The 17,134-nt window shown below is 69.5% G+C and carries 10 protein-coding genes and 3 pseudogenes; 2 read left to right on the top strand and 11 right to left on the bottom strand.

Features of this window, described 5'->3' with window-relative positions:
- Nucleotides 1-11: 11 nt before the first annotated feature.
- Nucleotides 12-953 (bottom strand): acyl-CoA desaturase, encoded by a 942-nt coding sequence (locus OG780_RS36535; RefSeq protein ID WP_328455450.1) that lies wholly within the window; start codon nucleotides 951-953, stop codon nucleotides 12-14.
- 664 nt (nucleotides 954-1,617) lie between these two features.
- On the opposite strand from OG780_RS36535, the gene OG780_RS36530 reads away from it, so the two are divergent.
- The gene (locus OG780_RS36530) at nucleotides 1,618-2,196 is read left to right on the top strand and encodes a DUF5994 family protein (RefSeq protein ID WP_328455448.1); all 579 of its coding nucleotides are present in this window, start codon (nucleotides 1,618-1,620) and stop codon (nucleotides 2,194-2,196) included.
- 32 nt (nucleotides 2,197-2,228) lie between these two features.
- Nucleotides 2,229-2,503, top strand: a pseudogene (locus OG780_RS36525) (MFS transporter); the annotation flags it as partial.
- Nucleotides 2,504-2,656: 153 nt separating this feature from the next.
- Here OG780_RS36525 and OG780_RS36520 read toward each other — a convergent pair.
- The 10 genes and pseudogenes from OG780_RS36520 to OG780_RS36475 all read right to left on the bottom strand — a co-directional run bounded on the left by OG780_RS36520 (nucleotide 2,657) and on the right by OG780_RS36475 (nucleotide 17,127).
- Nucleotides 2,657-3,458 (bottom strand): IS5 family transposase gene (locus tag OG780_RS36520; RefSeq protein ID WP_443062253.1). Its coding sequence is split into 2 segments (ribosomal slippage): nucleotides 2,657-3,092 and nucleotides 3,091-3,458, totalling 804 coding nucleotides; the frame shifts between segments, so codons are not numbered across the junction.
- A gap of 1,067 nt (nucleotides 3,459-4,525) precedes the next feature.
- Nucleotides 4,526-5,128: a sarcosine oxidase subunit gamma gene (locus OG780_RS36515; RefSeq protein ID WP_328455447.1), complete on the bottom strand. Its 603-nt coding sequence runs from the start codon at nucleotides 5,126-5,128 to the stop codon at nucleotides 4,526-4,528.
- Nucleotides 5,121-8,369: a sarcosine oxidase subunit delta family protein gene (locus tag OG780_RS36510; RefSeq protein WP_328455445.1), complete on the bottom strand. Its 3,249-nt coding sequence runs from the start codon at nucleotides 8,367-8,369 to the stop codon at nucleotides 5,121-5,123. Before OG780_RS36510 ends, OG780_RS36515 begins: the two co-directional genes overlap by 8 nt.
- A 12-nt stretch (nucleotides 8,370-8,381) precedes the next feature.
- Nucleotides 8,382-9,614 (bottom strand): sarcosine oxidase subunit beta family protein, encoded by a 1,233-nt coding sequence (locus OG780_RS36505; protein ID WP_099918837.1) that lies wholly within the window; start codon nucleotides 9,612-9,614, stop codon nucleotides 8,382-8,384.
- Nucleotides 9,611-9,886, bottom strand: a pseudogene (locus tag OG780_RS36500) (hypothetical protein); the annotation flags it as partial. The pseudogene OG780_RS36500 and the gene OG780_RS36505, both read right to left, overlap by 4 nt.
- Nucleotides 9,887-10,024: 138 nt before the next feature.
- Nucleotides 10,025-10,257: pseudogene (locus OG780_RS44755) on the bottom strand (tetrahydrofolate dehydrogenase/cyclohydrolase catalytic domain-containing protein); the annotation flags it as partial.
- 103 nt (nucleotides 10,258-10,360) lie between these two features.
- A complete protein-coding gene (locus OG780_RS36490) occupies nucleotides 10,361-12,799 on the bottom strand; it encodes a GcvT family protein (protein WP_328455441.1) in 2,439 nt (812 codons plus the stop codon).
- 249 nt (nucleotides 12,800-13,048) lie between these two features.
- Nucleotides 13,049-14,017, bottom strand: a complete 969-nt coding sequence (locus OG780_RS36485; RefSeq protein WP_328455439.1) for an ABC transporter substrate-binding protein — start codon at nucleotides 14,015-14,017, stop codon at nucleotides 13,049-13,051.
- 12 nt (nucleotides 14,018-14,029) lie between these two features.
- Nucleotides 14,030-16,039, bottom strand: a complete 2,010-nt coding sequence (locus OG780_RS36480) for an ABC transporter permease (protein ID WP_328455437.1) — start codon at nucleotides 16,037-16,039, stop codon at nucleotides 14,030-14,032.
- Nucleotides 16,039-17,127, bottom strand: coding sequence for a quaternary amine ABC transporter ATP-binding protein (locus tag OG780_RS36475; protein ID WP_328455435.1), 1,089 nt, complete (start codon nucleotides 17,125-17,127; stop codon nucleotides 16,039-16,041). The genes OG780_RS36480 and OG780_RS36475 overlap by 1 nt, the downstream gene beginning before the upstream one ends.
- Between the last annotated feature and the right edge of the window lie 7 nt (nucleotides 17,128-17,134).

The raw sequence follows: 17,134 nt of genomic DNA, 5'->3' as shown, positions 1-17,134 counted from the left end.
GTCGATCGGGTTCACGCGCGACGGGCGGCGATACGGTCCGGGGTGGGCCAGCGCACGTCCTTGGCCCAGCCGAGGCGTTCGAAGAGGCGGATGACGGCGGCGGAGGGGTCGAGCTGGCCGCGGTCGACGCCGTGCCGGGCGCTGGTGGGGTCGGCGTGGTGGAGGTTGTGCCAGCTCTCTCCGAAGGAGAGCAGGGCCAGAGGCCACAGGTTGGTGGAGCGGTCGTGGAGACGGGTGCGGAACGGACGCTCGCCGATCACATGGCAGAGGGAGTTCACGCTCCAGGTGACGTGGTGGAGCAGGGCGATGCGGACGAGTCCCGCCCACAGCAGGGCGGTCAGAGCGGACGCCCAGGTGCCGCCGATCAGCCTGCCCGCGGCGAAGGGGAGGACGAGGGTGAGCACACACAGGGCCGGGAAGGCCCGGGACACGGCCCGGATGTCGCGGTCGGCGACGAGGTCGGGAGCGTAACGCGCCGCGGATGTGGGCTCGTTGCGGAACAGCCAGCCGACGTGGGCGTCCACCAGCCCCCGCAACTGACCGCGCACAGAAGTGCCGTAGCGGTACGGAGAGTGCGGATCGCCCGGCCGGTCGGTGAAGGCGTGGTGGCGGCGGTGGATGGCGACCCAGCCGATCACGTCACCCTGGAAGCTCATCGACCCGGCCGTCGCGAGCGCGATGCGCAGTGGCCGTACGGCCCGGTAGCCACCGTGGGTCAGGCCCCGGTGGAAGCCGACGGTGACGCCGAGGCCCGTGACCGTGTAGAGCACCGTGGCGAGCAGGACGTCGACAGGATGGATCAGGCGCCCCCACAGCAACCAGCCGGCCAGACCGAGTGCCAGGAACGGCAGGAAGACGATCAACGCCGTGATCGTCAGGGACAGCCGCTCGTTGCCGGTGCGCTCGCACGTGGTTCCGCCGCACGGAAAGGGTGCCCTCCCGTCGTACTCCATGAGCGGCGGGGCACTTTCCGGCTGAGCGGCGGACGGGGGACGGAGAGACTGGAGAGACATGGGCGGTCCTTGACCTCGGGGACGACAGTGCGGCCGGGGTCTTGGGCTGCGCCTCTTCGACGGCGGGTGGGTGGGTGCGATCGGCGGGCAGTCCGCGGAAGTCGAGCCAGGAGCGGAGCGGACCCGCTGCGTGCGAGGCGTCCGCTGTGAGGTGCAGTCGCGTCCCCGTTCCCGAGGGGCCCGCGACGCTGCTCGTCACCGGCGGAAGGCGACCAGAGCGCGTCCGCGACGCGCCGAACCGCTTCACAGTCCGCGGCGACCATACGGGCTTCCACCCGGCCCTGCTCGCTCGTGCGTGGCCTCGGAGCGGGGTGGGCAGTGCGCGGCTTCGGATGTCACTAGGCGGAACCTGCCCGGACCTGGGCGGCCCGCATCTCTCTTGCGACGAGGACGAGGCCTGTGCGATCACCGGCGTACGACGTGCCCTCGACGTCTTCACCGTACTCCTGCCGGTACGACAGCCGCGGCAAGTCCAGGAAGACTGAAGGAGTACGGTGAAGGCACCGAGGGCATTTCGCACACCGGCTTCCACGCCGGGTCGTTCCCGGCGAAAGGCGAAACCCGGGCCGCAACTCCAGGGGCGGCCCGGAGACGGGTCCTCATCATGACCGCGACCTTCGAAGCACCCCTGCCTCGGCTCGCACCCGTCGCAGCTCCTCCCGCCCGTCTCGCGCTGAAGGCCGACGCGCCCTCCCGTGGAATCCTGGACGGCGCCTGGTGGCCGCGCTCCCGCGACCTGCTGCGCGAACTGCCCGCACTGACTGATGTCTTGGACCCCCTGTGGGGCCGCATCACCCATGTCGCCGTCAACCCCGAGCACTGGCCGGTCATCCCGCACAAGGTGCCCGTCCGCGGTCATGTCGTGAAGGTCGGCTGGTTCACTCCGGAGATCGACCCGCACAAGCTTCTTCTGTTGTCCTACGGCACCGGCCGCTGGGACCTGCTGGTGATCCCGCCCGAGACCGGCCCGGAAGCAGCTGCACGTCTGATGACGGCGGCATCCGAATACGGCGGCCCGCCACTGACCGCGAGCTCGCTCATCACCGCCGACCGGGCCCCGCACGACGTTTCCGTGCCCATCCAGGTGCGGGACGCGGAGAGGGTATGGGAGTCCGAGGGCGGCGCCTCGCAGCTCACTGCGGCTGTCCCGAGGCAGGCCAGCCGACTCATCATCGGTATGTGAGGTGCACGGCGGCAAAAAACAGCTGCCTTCGGACCCTGCGCCAGTCCACTGCCGTCACCGACCGCTGGGGCACCACTCACTACGGCCACCTGTCCGGACTCCTCACAGCCCCGGCAACCGCAGCCTCAGCCCGGCCCCCTTCGCCGGTGCCGCCATGGCCGCACCGCTCGGCGGATACCCACACATATTCACCGTGCTCGCGCTCGCCGCCGTCGCCGCGCTCATCGCCGCTACGACAGTAACGCCGCAGCGACAGACGAGAAACGCCAAGCATGCTCAGTCCCCCGGCTCACACACCGAGCGGTGATTGTCCCGCAGCTACTGCGGCGTCCACGGATCCACGGTCTTCACTGGCCGCCCTACCTCCGGCAGCACGAACGCTGCGGGCCATTTTCTGTACGGGCAGTTCCTCCCGCACCTCGGTCGGCGCACGATCCAAGGAGCAGCGGATTTAGAGGTCCTAACAAAGGCGTTGGACGTGCCGGTGAGTGATCAGGCAGGTGGCGAGGCCGAGGAAGGACTCGTGGATGTCGTCGCGTCGCTCCCAACGGATCCGCAGTCGTCGGAAGTCGTGCAGCCAGGCGATCGTGCGCTCTACCACCCAGCGGAAAATGCCCAGGCCGGAGCCGTGTTCCACGCCTCGTTCGGCGATGACCGGGCGGATGTCGCGGTCCCAGAGCAGGCGGCGGTACTTGTGGTCGGCGAGCAGGGCATCGGGTCTGCGTCTGGGCCGGCCGACGACGCCTGCTACCGCCGGAATCTTGTCCAGCAGTGGCAGCAACTGCGTGACGTCGTTGCGGTTTCCGCCGGTCAGTGACACCGCGAGCGGGATGCCCTGGGCGTCGGTGACGACGTGGTGCTTGCTGCCCGGCCGCGCGCGGTCGACCGGGCTGGTCCGCTTTGGGGCCCCGCCGAGCAGCTCGCACGTGGGAGGAATCGATCACCGCCCGCGACCGGTCCAGCTTTTTCGCGGCCCGCAGCTTCTTCATCAGCACCAGATGCAGTTCGTCCCACACCCCGGCCTCGTTCCACGCGGCCAGGCGCCGCCAGCACGTCATCCCCGAGCCGAAGCCCAGCTCCTGCGGCAGGTACTCCCACTGGATGCCGGTGTGCAGCACGAACAGGATCCCGCACAAGGCCTGCCGGTCCGGTATCCGCGGTCTGCCCTCGACCAGCTTCGGACCCGGCTCGGGCAGCAACGGTTCGATCAGCGACCACAGTTCATCCGACACGATCCACGGCCGCGACTGACGTTTCCCCACGACCAGGCCAACGACCACCCAAGCCGAAAGTCACATGATCAATAGCTTCTGTTAGGACCTCTAAGCTTCGCTTTTATCCCTGTGAGTGTCGGATCGCAGGTCTTGCGGCTGTTTTGACTGCGGGATGGCGGATGGCTGGGCCTCGTCGGGTGCCTTGTGGACGGCCTGCGGAGCGTCCGCAGGGTTGTGGCGGCTTGGCCGGTGTTCCCACTGCTGCCTGGACGTGACGAAATCGTCGGCGGACGCGGCCGGGTGTGAGCTGGGTCTGCGGCAAAGGCTGTTCCCAGGGCAGCCGATGGTCGGCCACCAGGGAGCGGGCAAGGCGGAGTTGGGTGTAGGTGGCGATGACCAGCCAGGTCCATCGGTCGGCCTGCTCCGGAGTGCGGGGCCGGGGCAGAGTCCAGTTTTGCAGGTCAACAGCTACTAAGCAGTTACTGGTTCGCTATTTAACCCCTCGCAACAACCATCCCGGGGATGAGCCTGAACCGACCAACCCTCCAGCGGCGTCTTTCGCCGCCCCCGGTCACCGCACGCCTTTCGGTCTGCCTAGCGGGGCACAGCCCGGAGCCCCCTGCCGGTTTCAGGCGCGCTTCCTGCACGCAAGAGGGCGAACCAGGGAGCGGGATCGTGCGGCACCGATGCGCGGGCGGAGCGTCTCCGCAGAGGTCGGCTGCCGATGGGTCTGCCAGTGCCCGGGCATCTTCCGCCCGGACACACTCAAGGAGCTCATCGTCGTCGGTCCAGGTACCGGGTTCGGCTGATCGCACATTATGCAGTCACCCTCGGTATGGCCAAGCCTGTCCCCCGGCGCCGCCGGTGTGCCGGCGTCGGCCCAGCCGATCAGCAACAACGGGCCAACCGCGTCGAAGGCCGCCCGCAAATGTTCTGCGCTTTGTCTGTCGCCGCGTCGCGCACGCAGACACGCAGACACGCAGACACGATCGCCCGCACCGACACACGCTGCACAGGAGCGCCGCAGCGGGCACGGCGACGGATCCTGACAGCATCGGCCTGTCGGTCGCGGACACCTCCCATCTCCTGTGGATATCACGCCCTGTTGAGCTCGTTCAGACGTATTCCGCCGCCGCGTCCAGCAGCCAGTCCGTCAGGTAGCCGGCAAAGGACGAACGGACCAGTACCCAGAATCCGGCCTTGGGTTCGTCCCTGGCGACCAGCACGATCTGTGTGCGGGCCAGGGTGGTCTGGGCGCAGCACCCGGCTCCGAAGACACGCGGGTGCAGATCCAGGGGGCAGCCATGTGCCAGCAGGTCACGGGCGCGTGGACCCGTGACGAGGAGGGTGGTGCGCTGGGCGGAGACGTCGGTGACAGCCACGGGCTCGTCGCCGCTCGCCGCCCTGATCCGGCTCTCCAAATCCCGCTGACCGCCGGTCGGGCCCACCACCAGCCATTCGTCGGGGCCCAGCCACACAGCGGTCAGCTCGCCGGCGCGTACGACGGTGTTGGGTTCGAGGGGCAGCTGGAGGCCCAGCGCGAGCCCGACGGCGTCCGCTGCCGCTCCCTTGGCGTCGAGCCGGACGTTGACCTGGGCCAGGAAGGGGAGTTCGGCCAGCCGGACCGCGCCCCCGGAGGCGCGCGTCGCGGCGGCCAGGCGGTCGGCGGCATGCGACAGGGGACTGCGGCGCGAGATGGTAAGGGCGGTGTCAGCCATCGCGGCGGGCTCCCTCGGGGTCGTAGAGGACGGGGCTTGCGACGGTCACCGGAACCAGCCGGTCGCCCACGGGGGCGTAGAGCCGCTCGCCGATGCGGTCCCGGCCGCCCTTGACCAGGGCGAGGGCGAAGGTCCGGCCGAGCGCCGCGCTGCGGTAACTGGAGGTGACGTGGCCGAGCATCGGGACGGGCGGGGCGGGCAGCACGCTGTCAGCAACCAGTTGCGTGCCTTCGGGGAGGAAGGCGCCCGGATCCTCCGGGAGCAGGCCGACCAGGTGCTTGCGGTCGGGGCGGACGGCGTCGGCGCGGGCGTAGGAGCGCTTGCCGATGAAGTCGGGCTTCTTCTTCGACACCGCCCAGCTCATGCCGAGGTCGTGCGGAGTGACGGTGCCGTCGGTGTCCTGGCCGATGATCGGGTAGCCCTTCTCCGCGCGCAGGACGTGCATGGTCTCGGTGCCGTACGGGGTGATGCCGAACGGGGCACCGGCCTCGTACAGCGCCTCCCACAGGGCGAGCGCCTCCCACGGTGACGCATTGATCTCATAGGCCAGTTCGCCGGAGAAGCTGATCCGGCACACCCGGGCCTCGACGCCCGCGACGGTCGTGTCCCGCCACGCCATGAACGGGAAGCTGTCGTTGTCCACCGCCAGCGTCGGCGCGAGCGTCCCCAGCACCTCGCGGGAACGGGGGCCGACCAGGGCGACGGTGGCCCACTGTTCCGTGACGGAGGTGCAGTGGACGCGCAGCCCGGGCCATTCGGTCTGCAGCCATTCCTCCATCCAGTCCAGTACGGCGGCCGCGTTGCCCGTCGTCGTGGTGACCAGGAAACGGTCCTGGGCGAGGCGGATGACGGTGCCGTCGTCGAAGATCATGCCGTCCAGGTGGCACATGACGCCGTAGCGGATCATGCCGACCTTCAGGGTGCTCATCATGTTGGTGTAGAGCCGGTCCAGGAAGACGGCGGCGTCCGGGCCCTGTACGTCGATCTTGCCGAGGGTGGAGGCGTCCATGAAGGCGACGCCGTCGCGGGCGGCGGCGCACTCGCGCAGCACGGCGGTCTCCATGTCCTCGCCGTCCTGCGGGTAGTACCAGGGCCGCTTCCACTGACCGACGTTCTCGAACAGGGCGCCGTGCATGACGTGCCAGTCATGCAGAGCGGTCGTACGGATCGGGTCGTGCAGTGCGCCGCGGTCGCGGCCCGCGAGGGTGGCGAAGGAGACGGGAGTGTAGGGCGGCCGGAACGTCGTCGTGCCGAGGGCCGAGACGTCCACCCCGAGCAGTTCGGCGACGACGCCGCCGGCCAGAACTCCGGAGGTCTTGCCCTGGTCGTTGGCGGTGCCAGCCGTGGTGTAGCGCTTGGTGTGCTCGACCGAGCGCAGGCCGGCGCCGGTCGCGCGGGTCAGGTCGTCGACGGTGACATCGCGCTGGAGGTCGACGAAACGGGGTGCGCCGGCGGGGCCGGGGACGAGGAAGACCTGCATGGCGGGCGAGTGCGGTTCGGCGGTCACCTCGGGGAGGCGGGGCGCCTCGGAGGCGTAGCCCTCGGCCTCGATCGCGCGGGCACCGGCGGCCGCGCCCTGCGCGAGGACCCCGGCCAGGTCGAGAACGCCGTTCGCGCTGCCCGCGACCTCGACGGCCTGGCGGCAGGTGCCGGGGACGAAGGAGCCGAGTGTGTCGTCGTAGCGCAGCTTTCCACCCGCCTGGCTGAACAGGTGCGCCACGGGGTTCCAGCCGCCGGAGACCAGCAGCAGGTCGGCGGCGAACTCCCGGGTCCCTGCCGGCTCCCCGTACGGAGCGGCCGTCACGGCGGTGAGCCGCGGGTCGCCTTCGGTGCCGACCACGGCGTGTCCGCTCAGCACCTCGATCCCGGACTCCCGGACACGGCGCGCCCACTCCCCCGGCTCGGGCCGGGTATCGACGATCGCCGCGACTTCCACGCCCGCCGCCGCGAGATCCAGCGCGGCGGCGTAGGCGCTGTCGTTGGTGGTGAAGACGACGGCGCGGCGGCCGGGAAGGACGCCGTGGCGGTTGACGTAGGCGCGGGCCGAGGCGGCCAGCATCACACCGGGGCGGTCGTTGTCCGCGAAGGCCAGCGAACGCTCGTGGGCGCCGGTGGCGAGCACGACGCGACGGGCGCGGATGCGCCAGACACGCTCGCGGGAGACATGCTCCGGGGCCTCGGCGCCGAGGTGACTGGTGCGGCGCTCGACGGCGAGGAGGTGGTTGTCGTCGTAGTGGCCGAAGACCGTGGTGCGACGCAGCACGCTCACCTCGGGCGCGACTTCGAGGAGCGCGCCGATCTCTTCCGCCCAGTCGAGGAGTTCGCCCGACCCCGGCAGACTGCCGCCCAGCTCCGGCCGGTCGTCGGCGAGGATGACGCGCGCTCCGCTGCGCGCGGCGGCTGCCGCGGCGGCGAGTCCGGCCGGTCCGGCGCCGACCACGAGCAGGTCGCAGTGCGCGTGGACGGCGTCGTAGCGGGCGGGGTCCGGTTCGGTGGCGAGGCGTCCCTGACCGGGCAGGCTGCTCGCCACCAGACCGTCGTACAGTTCGACGGTCGTCGCGGGCAGCATCGGCTCGGGGAAGGGTGCCTCGATCTGGATGACGGCGTTGGGCTCCTCGACACCGGCCGAGAAGATGCCGCGCGGGCGGCCGAGCTTGATGCTCGTGCCGGCCTCGATGACGCCGTTGGCGAGGAGGGCGGAGGCGAGGGTGTCCCCTCGGAAGCCCTCGTACTGCGTACCGTCGAAGGTGAAGCGGAGGCGCTCACCGCGGTGGACTCGGCCGCCGGTGGGCAGCCGGAACGGTTGGGTGGCGACGGGAGTGGTCTCTTCCCCAGGCCCGCCCCTTCCCGAAACCGGGGCTGCCGTCCCGGACCCCGCGGGGTCCGTCGACGACTGCGGGGCCGTGGGTGGGTTGTGCCCACCTGATCCGCCCTGCAGAACGCCTGCCCACAACCCGGGCCGGGTGGAATTGTCCGGCCTCGGCTCGCCCGAGCGGTACACGGAGAGAATCTCGTTCGTCGCCGTGTCGCGCACCGCGTTGAACCAGCGGCGGCATCCGGCCGCGTGGCTCCAGCGTTCGGCGAACGGGCCCTTGGGGTTGTCGCGGAAGAAGAGGTAGCGCGCCCACTCCTCGTCGGTCAGGGCGGCGGAGTCCTCGGGGTAGGGCACGTGTGCCTGGCCGCCGTAGTGGAACTCGGCCTCGTCACGGGGCCCGCACCAGGGGCATGGGATGAGCAGCATGGGTTCGGCTCCCTAGTGGGCCACCGCGGCCGCGCCGTGCTCGTCGACGAGCGCGCCGGTGGTGAAACGGTCGAGCGAGAAGGGGGCGTTGAGGTGGTGAGGGGTGTCGTGGGCGATGGTGTGGGCGTAGACCCAGCCGACGCCCGGGGTGGCCTTGAATCCGCCGGTGCCCCACCCGCAGTTCAGGTAGAGGTTGTCGACCGGGGTGAGTCCGACGATGGGTGAGGCGTCGGGGCTGACGTCGACGATGCCGCCCCAGGTGCGCAGCACATGGGCGCGGGCGAAGACCGGGAAGAGTTCCAGGGCGGCGGACATCTGTTCTTCGATGATGTGGAAGGCGCCGCGCTGGGTGTAGGAGTTGTACGAGTCGATGCCCGCGCCCATCACCAGCTCGCCCTTGTGGGCCTGGCTGACGTACACATGGACCGCGTTGGACATGACGACCGTCGGGTGCACCGGTTCGAGGAGCTCGGAGACGAGCGCCTGCAACGGGTGGCTCTGCAGCGGCAGTTCGATGCCGGCCATGGCGGCGAGCACCGAGGTGTGGCCGGCCGAGCAGAGCGCCACCTTCCCCGCCGCGATCGGGCCGAGCGTCGTCTGCACTCCTACGACCCGGCCGCCGACGATGTCGAGGCCCGTGACCTCGCAGTTCTGGATGATGTCGATGCCGGCCGCGTCGGCGGAGCGGGCCAGGCCCCAGGCGACGTGGTCGTGTTTGGCGATGCCGGCGCGCGGCTGGTAGGTGCCGCCCATGACCGGATAGCGCACGTCGGGCGAGATGTTGACGATCGGGCAGACGTCCTTGACCTGCCGCTCGTCGAGCCACTCGGCATCCACGCCGTTGAGCCGGTTCGCCTCGACGCGGCGCACGCTGTCGCGGACGTCCTGAAGGCTGTGGGCGAGGTTGAGCACACCGCGCTGGGAGAAGAGGATCGGGTAGTCGAGCTCCTCCTCCAGTCCCTCCCACAGCTTGAGCGCGTGCTCGTAGATCCCGGCGCTCTCGTCCCACAGGTAGTTGGAACGGATGATCGTGGTGTTGCGGGCCATGTTGCCGCCCGCCAGCCAGCCCTTCTCCAGCACGGCGACGTTGGTGATGCCGTGGTTCTTCGCCAGATAGTGGGCGGTGGCGAGGCCGTGGCCGCCGCCGCCGACGATCACCACGTCGTACGACCGCTTGGGCTCCGGCGTGCGCCACAGCCAGTCGGGGTGCTCGGGGAGCTCGGCGCCGGGGGTACGGGGGCTCATCGGACTTCTCCGGCTTCTTGTGCTTCTGCTTCTGCTTCTGCTTCTGCTTCTGCTTCTGAAAGGTGCGGGTAGAGCGGGTGCTTGGCGGCCAGCGCCTCGCTGCGGGCGCGCAGGGCGGCGATGTCGGGCTCGGGCTGGAGGGTCAGGGCGATCACATCGGAGACCTCTTCGAAGTCGTCATCCGTGAAGCCTCGGGTGGCCGGCGCCGGGGTGCCGATACGCAGTCCCGAGGTGACCATGGGCGGGCGCGGGTCGAAGGGCACGGCGTTGCGGATGCCGCGCGGGGTGCACGGCATAGGGGCATCGACGCCGAGGGCGAGCCGGCCGAGGCTGACAGGGCGCAGGCCGTCGGTGCCCTTGGCCGGGTCCATGCGTTCCAGGACGGCGTTCGCGTCCAGGTGGCGCGGGAGCGGGAGCGGGACGATGTAGCCGGTGCAGGCCGGATCGGCATTGAGCTCGTCGATCACGCCCTCGACCTGCCCTGCGTGGCATCGGCGGGCAGTTCGCGGCGGATGGAGGCGACACCGATCTGCGCGCGGTCACGGTGCTTGCCACCGACGTAGGCATGGCTGCCGGGGTCGTCGCCGACCAGGACCGTGCCGAGCCCGGGCGGGTGACTGTCGGTGGCCGTCAACTCGGCCACGTGTTCGGCGAGTTCACGACGGATCGCGGCGGCGGTCGCCTTGCCGTCGAGCAGCTGTGCGGTCACTGGCGGTACTCCTTCCCTCGAAGCCGACGATGTCGTGCTAGCCACGGAGGCGGGACATGGTCGGGTCGAACAGGGGCTCCTCGGCGACGACCGCCTCGACGCGCTGGTCGAAGTAGCCGATGTGCACGGTGGTACCGGGGGTGGCGAGTTCCGCCGGGAGCCACGCGTAGGCGATGGCCTTGCCGATCGTGTAGCCGTAGGCGGCGCTGGTGACATGGCCGACGGGGCGGTCGCCGTCGTACACCGGCTCCTTGCCCAGGACGACGGCCCCCGGGTCGTCGATGGTGAGGCAGGTGAGCTTGCGCCGCACGTCGGCCTTGCGCCGCTCCAGCGCGGCCTTGCCGATGAAGTCGTCCTTGTCGAGCTTGACGGCGAAGCCGACCCCGGCCTCGTAGGGGTCGTGTTCGTAGGTCATGTCGGTGCCGAAGGAGCGGTAGCCCTTCTCCAGGCGCAGGCTGTTGAAGGCGCCGCGGCCGGCGATGACGCCGCCGAGCGGCTCGGCCGCCTGCCACAGGGTGTCCCAGAGTTTCCGGCCCTGGTCGGCGGTGGTGTAGAGCTCCCAGCCGAGCTCACCGACGTACGACAACCGCATGGCGGTGACGGGCACCGAGCCGATGTAGGCGCGCTTGGCGCGGAAGTACTTCAGGCCGTCGTTCGAGAAGTCCGCGTCGGTGAGGGGCCCCAGGACCTTGCGGGCGAGCGGTCCCCACAGGCCGATGCAGCAGGTGCCCGGGGTGATGTCACGGGCCTGGACCGTGCCGTCGGCGGGGAGGTGGCGGGTGAACCAGTCGAGGTCCAGGTTGCCGTTGGCGCCGACCTGGAAGAGGTCGCGGGCCAGGCGGGCGACGGTGATGTCGCTGCGGATGCCACCGTCGTGGTCGAGGAGCAGGGTGTACGTCACCGAACCGACCGACTTGGCGATCTTGCCGGTGCACAGGCGCTCCAGGAAGTCGGCGGCACCGGGGCCGCTGACTTCCAGGCGCTTGAGGGCCGTCATGTCGTACATCGCGACGGTCTCACGGGTGGCCTGTGCCTCGGCGCCGACGATGGGCGACCAGTAGCGCGCGGCCCAGTCGTTGGGCGTGGGGATGGAACGGCCCTCGACCAGGCCCGCGTTGGCCTCGTACCACTGGGGGCGCTCCCAGCCGTTCGTCTCCAGGAAGAAGGCGCCCAGTTCCTGCTGGCGCGCGTAGAAGGGGCTCGTGCGGATCGGGCGCGGGTCCCCCGACGGCTGGAGGGGGTGCAGGATGTCGTAGACCTCGACGAAGTTCTGGCAGTCGCGGGCCAGGACGTACTCCGGGGCGAGCTGGTGCGGCTCGAAGCGGTTGACGTCGCACTCGTGCAGGTCGAAGGACGAGCAGTAGCCGTCGACCAGCCATTCGGCCATGGCCCGGCCGACGCCGGCGGAGTGGGTGACCCAGACGGCCTCGGCGACCCAGAAGCCCTTGACGTCCGGGGATTCACCGAGGAGCGGCTGGCCGTCGGTGGTGAAGGAGAACAGACCGTTGATGCCCTCCTCGACCTTGGCCTCGCGCGTCGCGGGGAGCAGGGACTGGGTCTCGGTCCAGGCGTCCTCGAAGTCGTCCTCGGTGAACTTCAGGACCGACGGCATCTCGTCGGCCTCGTCCACGGACAGGATGTCGTCGACGGAGACCGGCATCGGACGGTGGCCGTAGTAGCCGATGCCCAGGGTGTCGAAGCGGTCGCGGTAGTAGAGATCGGCGTCCTGGTGGCGCAGGATCGGGCGCACCGCCTCCTCGGTCTGGCCCGCCAGCGCCGGTACCGGCCCGGTCCAGGCCAGTTGGTGGCCGAGGGGGGTGAGCGGGAGGTTCATGCCGACCATGCGGGCGATCTTCGGGCCCCAGATGCCGGCGCAGCACACGACGATGTCGGCGGGGATCTCGCCCTGGTCGGTGAGGACGCCGATGACGCGACCCTCGCTCTGCCGCACGTCGAGGACTTCGTGGCGGGCGAGGAAACGCACACCGCGCTCGGTGGCCCGGCGGATCTGCGCCTCGACGGCGAGGACGGCCTTCGCGAGGCCGTCGGTCGGTACCAGGAGGCCGCCGAGGACCTTGGCCGGGTTCACGAGCGGGTGCTGCTCGACGCACTCTTCGGGGCTCAGCAGCCGGGCCTCGCTGCCCCAGGCGGTGATCCAGCCGTGGCGGCGGTGCAGCTCCGCGACGCGCTCGGGGGTGGTCGCCACTTCGAGGCCGCCGACCTGCAGGAAGCAGGGCCGGCCGTCGACGTCGAGGGAACAGAACTTCTCGACCGTGTAGCGGGCCAACTCGGTCATGGTCTTGGAGGAGTTCGTCTGGAAGACCAGGCCCGGGGCGTGCGACGACGATCCCCCGGTGGCAGGGAGCGCGCCCTGGTCGACCACGGTCACTTCGGTCCAGCCTCGCGCGGAAATCTCGTCGGCCAGCGCCGCTCCCACGACGCCCGCTCCGATGATGACCACTCGGGGTCCCGCCATCGCCGCACCTCCGACTTGAAAGCAATCAAGTTGCTGTCTGCGCAACATGCTTCAGGTTGCGCAACTCAATGTGCCTGTCACGAGGAGCGGGTGTCAAGGGGTCCGTGACGTCGGAGAACAGCCCGAAACGCGACGAGGCCCGGCAGGCTGCCAGCGCAGCCTGCCGGGCCCGTCCGGCGGGTTTCCGGGTCGCTCGTGCGTCGACGGCCCAGCTCCGGAGGGGTGCCGGAGACGGAGCCGTGTCGCGCCCTACTTGATCCAGGCGTCGACCTTGTCGGGGTTGGCCTCGACCCACTTCTTCGCCGCGGCGTCGGCCGACATCTTGTCCACCGCGATGTACTTGGCCACGACGTTCTGATCGTCGTTCGTCCAGTTGAACTTCTTCACCAGGTCATAGGCCGGGCTGCCCGACTTGGCGAACTTGGCGCTGACGACCTTGTCGAGGTCGTACACGGGATAGTCGCAGGCGACCTTCGCCGCATCGGCGTCACAGCCCGTCTTGTACGTGGGCAGATTGACCTTGACCAGCGGCACCTCGGACAGGAACCACTGCGGCTCGTAGAAGTAGCCGATCACCCATTCCTTGTTCTTCTCGGCCTTCCGGTAGGCCTGGATGAGCGCGGTCTCGCTTCCCGCGTACACCACCTTGAAGTCCAGCTTCAGGTTCTTCACCAGCGCCTCGTCGTTGGTGACGTACGACGGGTCGCCGTCGAGCAGCTGGCCCTTGCCGCCCGACTCCGAGGTCTTGAACCGGGACGCGTACTTGTTGAGGTTCTTCCAGTCGGTGATGTCCGGGTGCGCCTTCGCCAGCCACGGCGGCACGTACCAGCCGATGATGCCTTTGTTGCCGGTCTGACCCGCCTCGACGGCGGTCTTCTGCCCGGTGATGTACTTCTTCTTCAGATCGTCGTGACCCCAGTTCTCCAGAACGGCGTCGACCTCGCCCGTCCCGAACCCCTGCCAGGCGATCTCTTCCTTCAGGTCCTTCTTGGTGACCTTGCAGCCGAGCTTGTGCTCCGCGACATAGGCGACGACCGCCGCGTCGGCCTCGTACCCCACCCACGGGTTGACCGCGAGGTTGAAGGTGCCGCACTTGCCCGAGCTGTCCGAGCCGGCGGAGCTGTCACCGACCTTCGCACCGCCGCAGGCGGTGAGGGTGAGGCCGAGGACCGCAATGCCGGCCGCGCCGACTCTCCACTGTCTTGCTTGCCTTGCCATGGTCAGTGCTCCTTATGCGCTGATACGGCGCGCCGCTGCCTGAGTGATCCGGTCGAACATGACTCCGAGCAGTACGATGGCGAGCCCCGCCGCCAGTCCCTTGCCGTACAGCTCTCCCTGCGAGAATCCGGCCACGACGTCGTAGCCGAGGGCGCCCGCTCCTACCAGGCCGCCCACAACAACCATCGACAGCACGTAGATCAGGCCCTGGTTGGTCGCGAGCGTCAGGGCACTGCGTGACATCGGCAGTTGAACCTTGGTGATGATCTGCCAGGTGTTGCACCCGGCAGCCGTGGCCGCCTCGACGGTGGTCTCGGGCACGGCCCGCACTCCGTCCGCGATGATCTTTATGGCGACCGGAACCGCGTAGACGACGGCAGCGACGATCGCCGTGAAGCGTGTCGCGCCGAACAGCGCGAGGAACGGCACGAGATAGACGAACGGCGGCATGACCTGCGCAGCGTCCAGGGTGGGCCGCAGCAGCCGGTCCACGAGCAGGCTGCGCCCCATCCACACCCCGAAGGTGACACCCAACACCATCACCAGGACCGTCGCCACCACGGTCGACGCCAGCGTCGTCATACTGTCCGACCACACGCCCGTGCCGACCAGCAGCCCCACGCACACGGCCGTGGTGACCCCGGCGCGCCATCCGCCGAGCACCGCGCCGAGCGCCACCAGGGCCGCGCCGACCAGCCACCACGGGGAGTCGGTCAGCAGCGTCTGGAACGGATTGAGAAGGCCGTTGGTGATGGCATCGCGGAAGGCGTTCGTGATGCCCGACAGATTGTCCTGCGCCCAGGTGGTCACATCGTCCGCCGCGCTCGCGATGGTGCTGCCGGTGCTGCCCTCGCCGGGGAACTCGGCCGCCCACACGTACGTGTGCGACAGATACACCAGCACCGCCGCCGCCACTCCTCCTCCCACCAGCAGCGGTCGCCGCCACTTGAGGAAGCGGTTCCCCGAGCGCCGGGCCGCCTCCGCCCGTCCGCTCGCCGCGGTCGTGACCCGGTCAAGGACGATGGCCATGACGACAATGGCCAGGCCCGCGTTGAACGCCGTGCCGACGTCCAGCGACTGCAGGGCCTGGACGACGGTCTTTCCGAGGCCGGGTGCGTCGATCAGCGCCGCGATGGTCACCATGGCCAGGGCGGCCATGATGGTCTGGTTGACGCCCATCACCACGGTCCGCTTGGACATCGGCAGCAGGACCTTCAGCAGCGTCTGCCGCCGCGTCGAGCCAAGCGAGTTGGCCGCTTCGACGGTGGTCTCCGGTACGGAGCGGATGGCGTGCGCGGTGATGCGGATCGCCGGCGGTGCCGCGTAGATCAGGGTGGCGATCGTGGCGGAGGCGGGACCGATGAGGAAGAACAGCGTCAGGGGGGCCAGGTAGACGAAGGTCGGCATCGTCTGCATGAAGTCCAGGAAGGGCGTCATGATCCGGTTGAACCGGTCGGACAGCCCCGCCCACACACCCAGCGGGATCGCGAACAGCAGCGCCACGAAGACCGCGGAGAGGGTCAGTGCCAGGGTGTCCATGCTCTCCTGCCACAGGCCCTGCAGCCCGAAGAAGGTGAAGCCTGCCACGGCCAGAAGGGCGACCCGCCAGTTGCCCACGGCCCAGGAGATGTAGCCGGCGATGCCGACGACGCCGAGCCAGCCGATCTGCGGCAGCGGTCGGCCGTCGGAAGGCTGGGAGATCAGCGACTGGATGAAGGTCACCAGGTTGTCGATGACCAGACGGATCTCGTTGAAGAAGTACAGGAAGAGCGGGTTGGAGTTGCGGTCGGCGCCGATCGTGTCGTTGACGTCGTTGAACCAGCGGTGCAGATCGGTGAGGTCCGCCGCCGCCAGCGTGAGGGTCTGCTTTCCGCGCAGCACGGCGAAGAGCACCAGCCAGGTCACCAGGATCGCGGCCACCACCATGCGGCGGCTGACCCTGCGCACACCCGCGACGGGCGCGGTCTTCTCCGCTTGCTCCGCCGTGTCGGCGTTCTCCGGCTTCTCCAGGGCGACGGTCATCACATGTCGCCTTCCCGCCCGGCGACCACCGCGAGGATCTCCTCGTCACCGACGATGCCGAGCAGCTTGCCGTTCTCGACGACCTTGACCGGCTTCTCGGCCGCCAGCACCGCCCGGGTGGCTTCCCGCACCACGACGTCCGGGCCCAGCTCGGGGCCGTCCAGGGGGTCGTCCGGCTCCGCCGGACGCATGATCCACCGCAGTGTGAGGACGTCGCCGCGCGGCACGTCCTTGACGAACTCGCGTACGTAGTCGTCGGCCGGGGCGCCTACCAACTCGTCGCCGGTACCGCACTGGACCGTCTTGCCGTCACGCATGATGAGGATGCGGTCGCCCAGTTTGAGCGCCTCGGAGAGGTCGTGGGTGATGAACACCATCGTCTTGCCGACCTCGTGGTGCAGACGGATGACCTCGTTCTGCATGTCACGGCGGATCAGCGGGTCGAGCGCCGAGAACGGTTCGTCGAAGAGCAGCACGTCCGGATCACCGGCCAGCGCCCGGGCGAGACCGACGCGCTGCTGCATACCGCCGGAGAGCTGGTCGGGGTAGGAGTTCTCATAGCCGGAGAGGCCGACCAGTTCGACGACCTCCAGCGCCCGCTTGGTGCGCTCGGCCTTGCTCATGCCGCGGATCTCCAGACCGAAGGACACGTTGTCGACGACCCGGCGGTGGGGCAGCAGCCCGAAGTGCTGGAAGACCATGGAGAACTTGCGGCGCCGCAGTTCACGCAGACGCTTGTCGTCCGCGTCGCGGATGTCCTCGCCCTCGAAGACGATCTCCCCTGCGGTGGGTTCGATCAGCCGGGTCAGACATCGCACCAGGGTGGACTTGCCGGAGCCGGACAGACCCATGACGACGAAGACCTCGCCGGGCGAGACCTCGAAGTTCACGTCGCGCACGGCGGCGGTGCATCCGGTGCGGTCCATCAGCTCGCGGCGGGTGAGCCCGCACAGCTCCTCGGAGTCCGGTACCCGGTCTGCCTTCGGCCCGAACACCTTCCACAGCTTGCGCACGGATATGACCGGGGTGGGGGCCGAGTCCTGTGGCGTGCCGCGCCGCTGCGGCACCTCGGTCTGTGCTGGGGTCACGATCGAT

This window comes from Streptomyces sp. NBC_00386, assembly GCF_036063235.1.
Lineage (GTDB): Bacteria > Actinomycetota > Actinomycetes > Streptomycetales > Streptomycetaceae > Streptomyces.
The sequence above is the reverse complement of the archived record's forward strand: the minus strand, read 5'-3'. Positions and strand labels throughout refer to the sequence as shown.

Coding starts and splice junctions, on each gene's coding strand:
- OG780_RS36535 (WP_328455450.1), bottom strand. CDS start 953: ATGGAGTACGACGGGAGGGCACCCTTTCCGTGCGGCGGAACCACGTGC.
- OG780_RS36530 (WP_328455448.1), top strand. CDS start 1,618: ATGACCGCGACCTTCGAAGCACCCCTGCCTCGGCTCGCACCCGTCGCA.
- OG780_RS36515 (WP_328455447.1), bottom strand. CDS start 5,128: ATGGCTGACACCGCCCTTACCATCTCGCGCCGCAGTCCCCTGTCGCAT.
- OG780_RS36510 (WP_328455445.1), bottom strand. CDS start 8,369: ATGCTGCTCATCCCATGCCCCTGGTGCGGGCCCCGTGACGAGGCCGAG.
- OG780_RS36505 (WP_099918837.1), bottom strand. CDS start 9,614: ATGAGCCCCCGTACCCCCGGCGCCGAGCTCCCCGAGCACCCCGACTGG.
- OG780_RS36490 (WP_328455441.1), bottom strand. CDS start 12,799: ATGGCGGGACCCCGAGTGGTCATCATCGGAGCGGGCGTCGTGGGAGCG.
- OG780_RS36485 (WP_328455439.1), bottom strand. CDS start 14,017: ATGGCAAGGCAAGCAAGACAGTGGAGAGTCGGCGCGGCCGGCATTGCG.
- OG780_RS36480 (WP_328455437.1), bottom strand. CDS start 16,039: ATGACCGTCGCCCTGGAGAAGCCGGAGAACGCCGACACGGCGGAGCAA.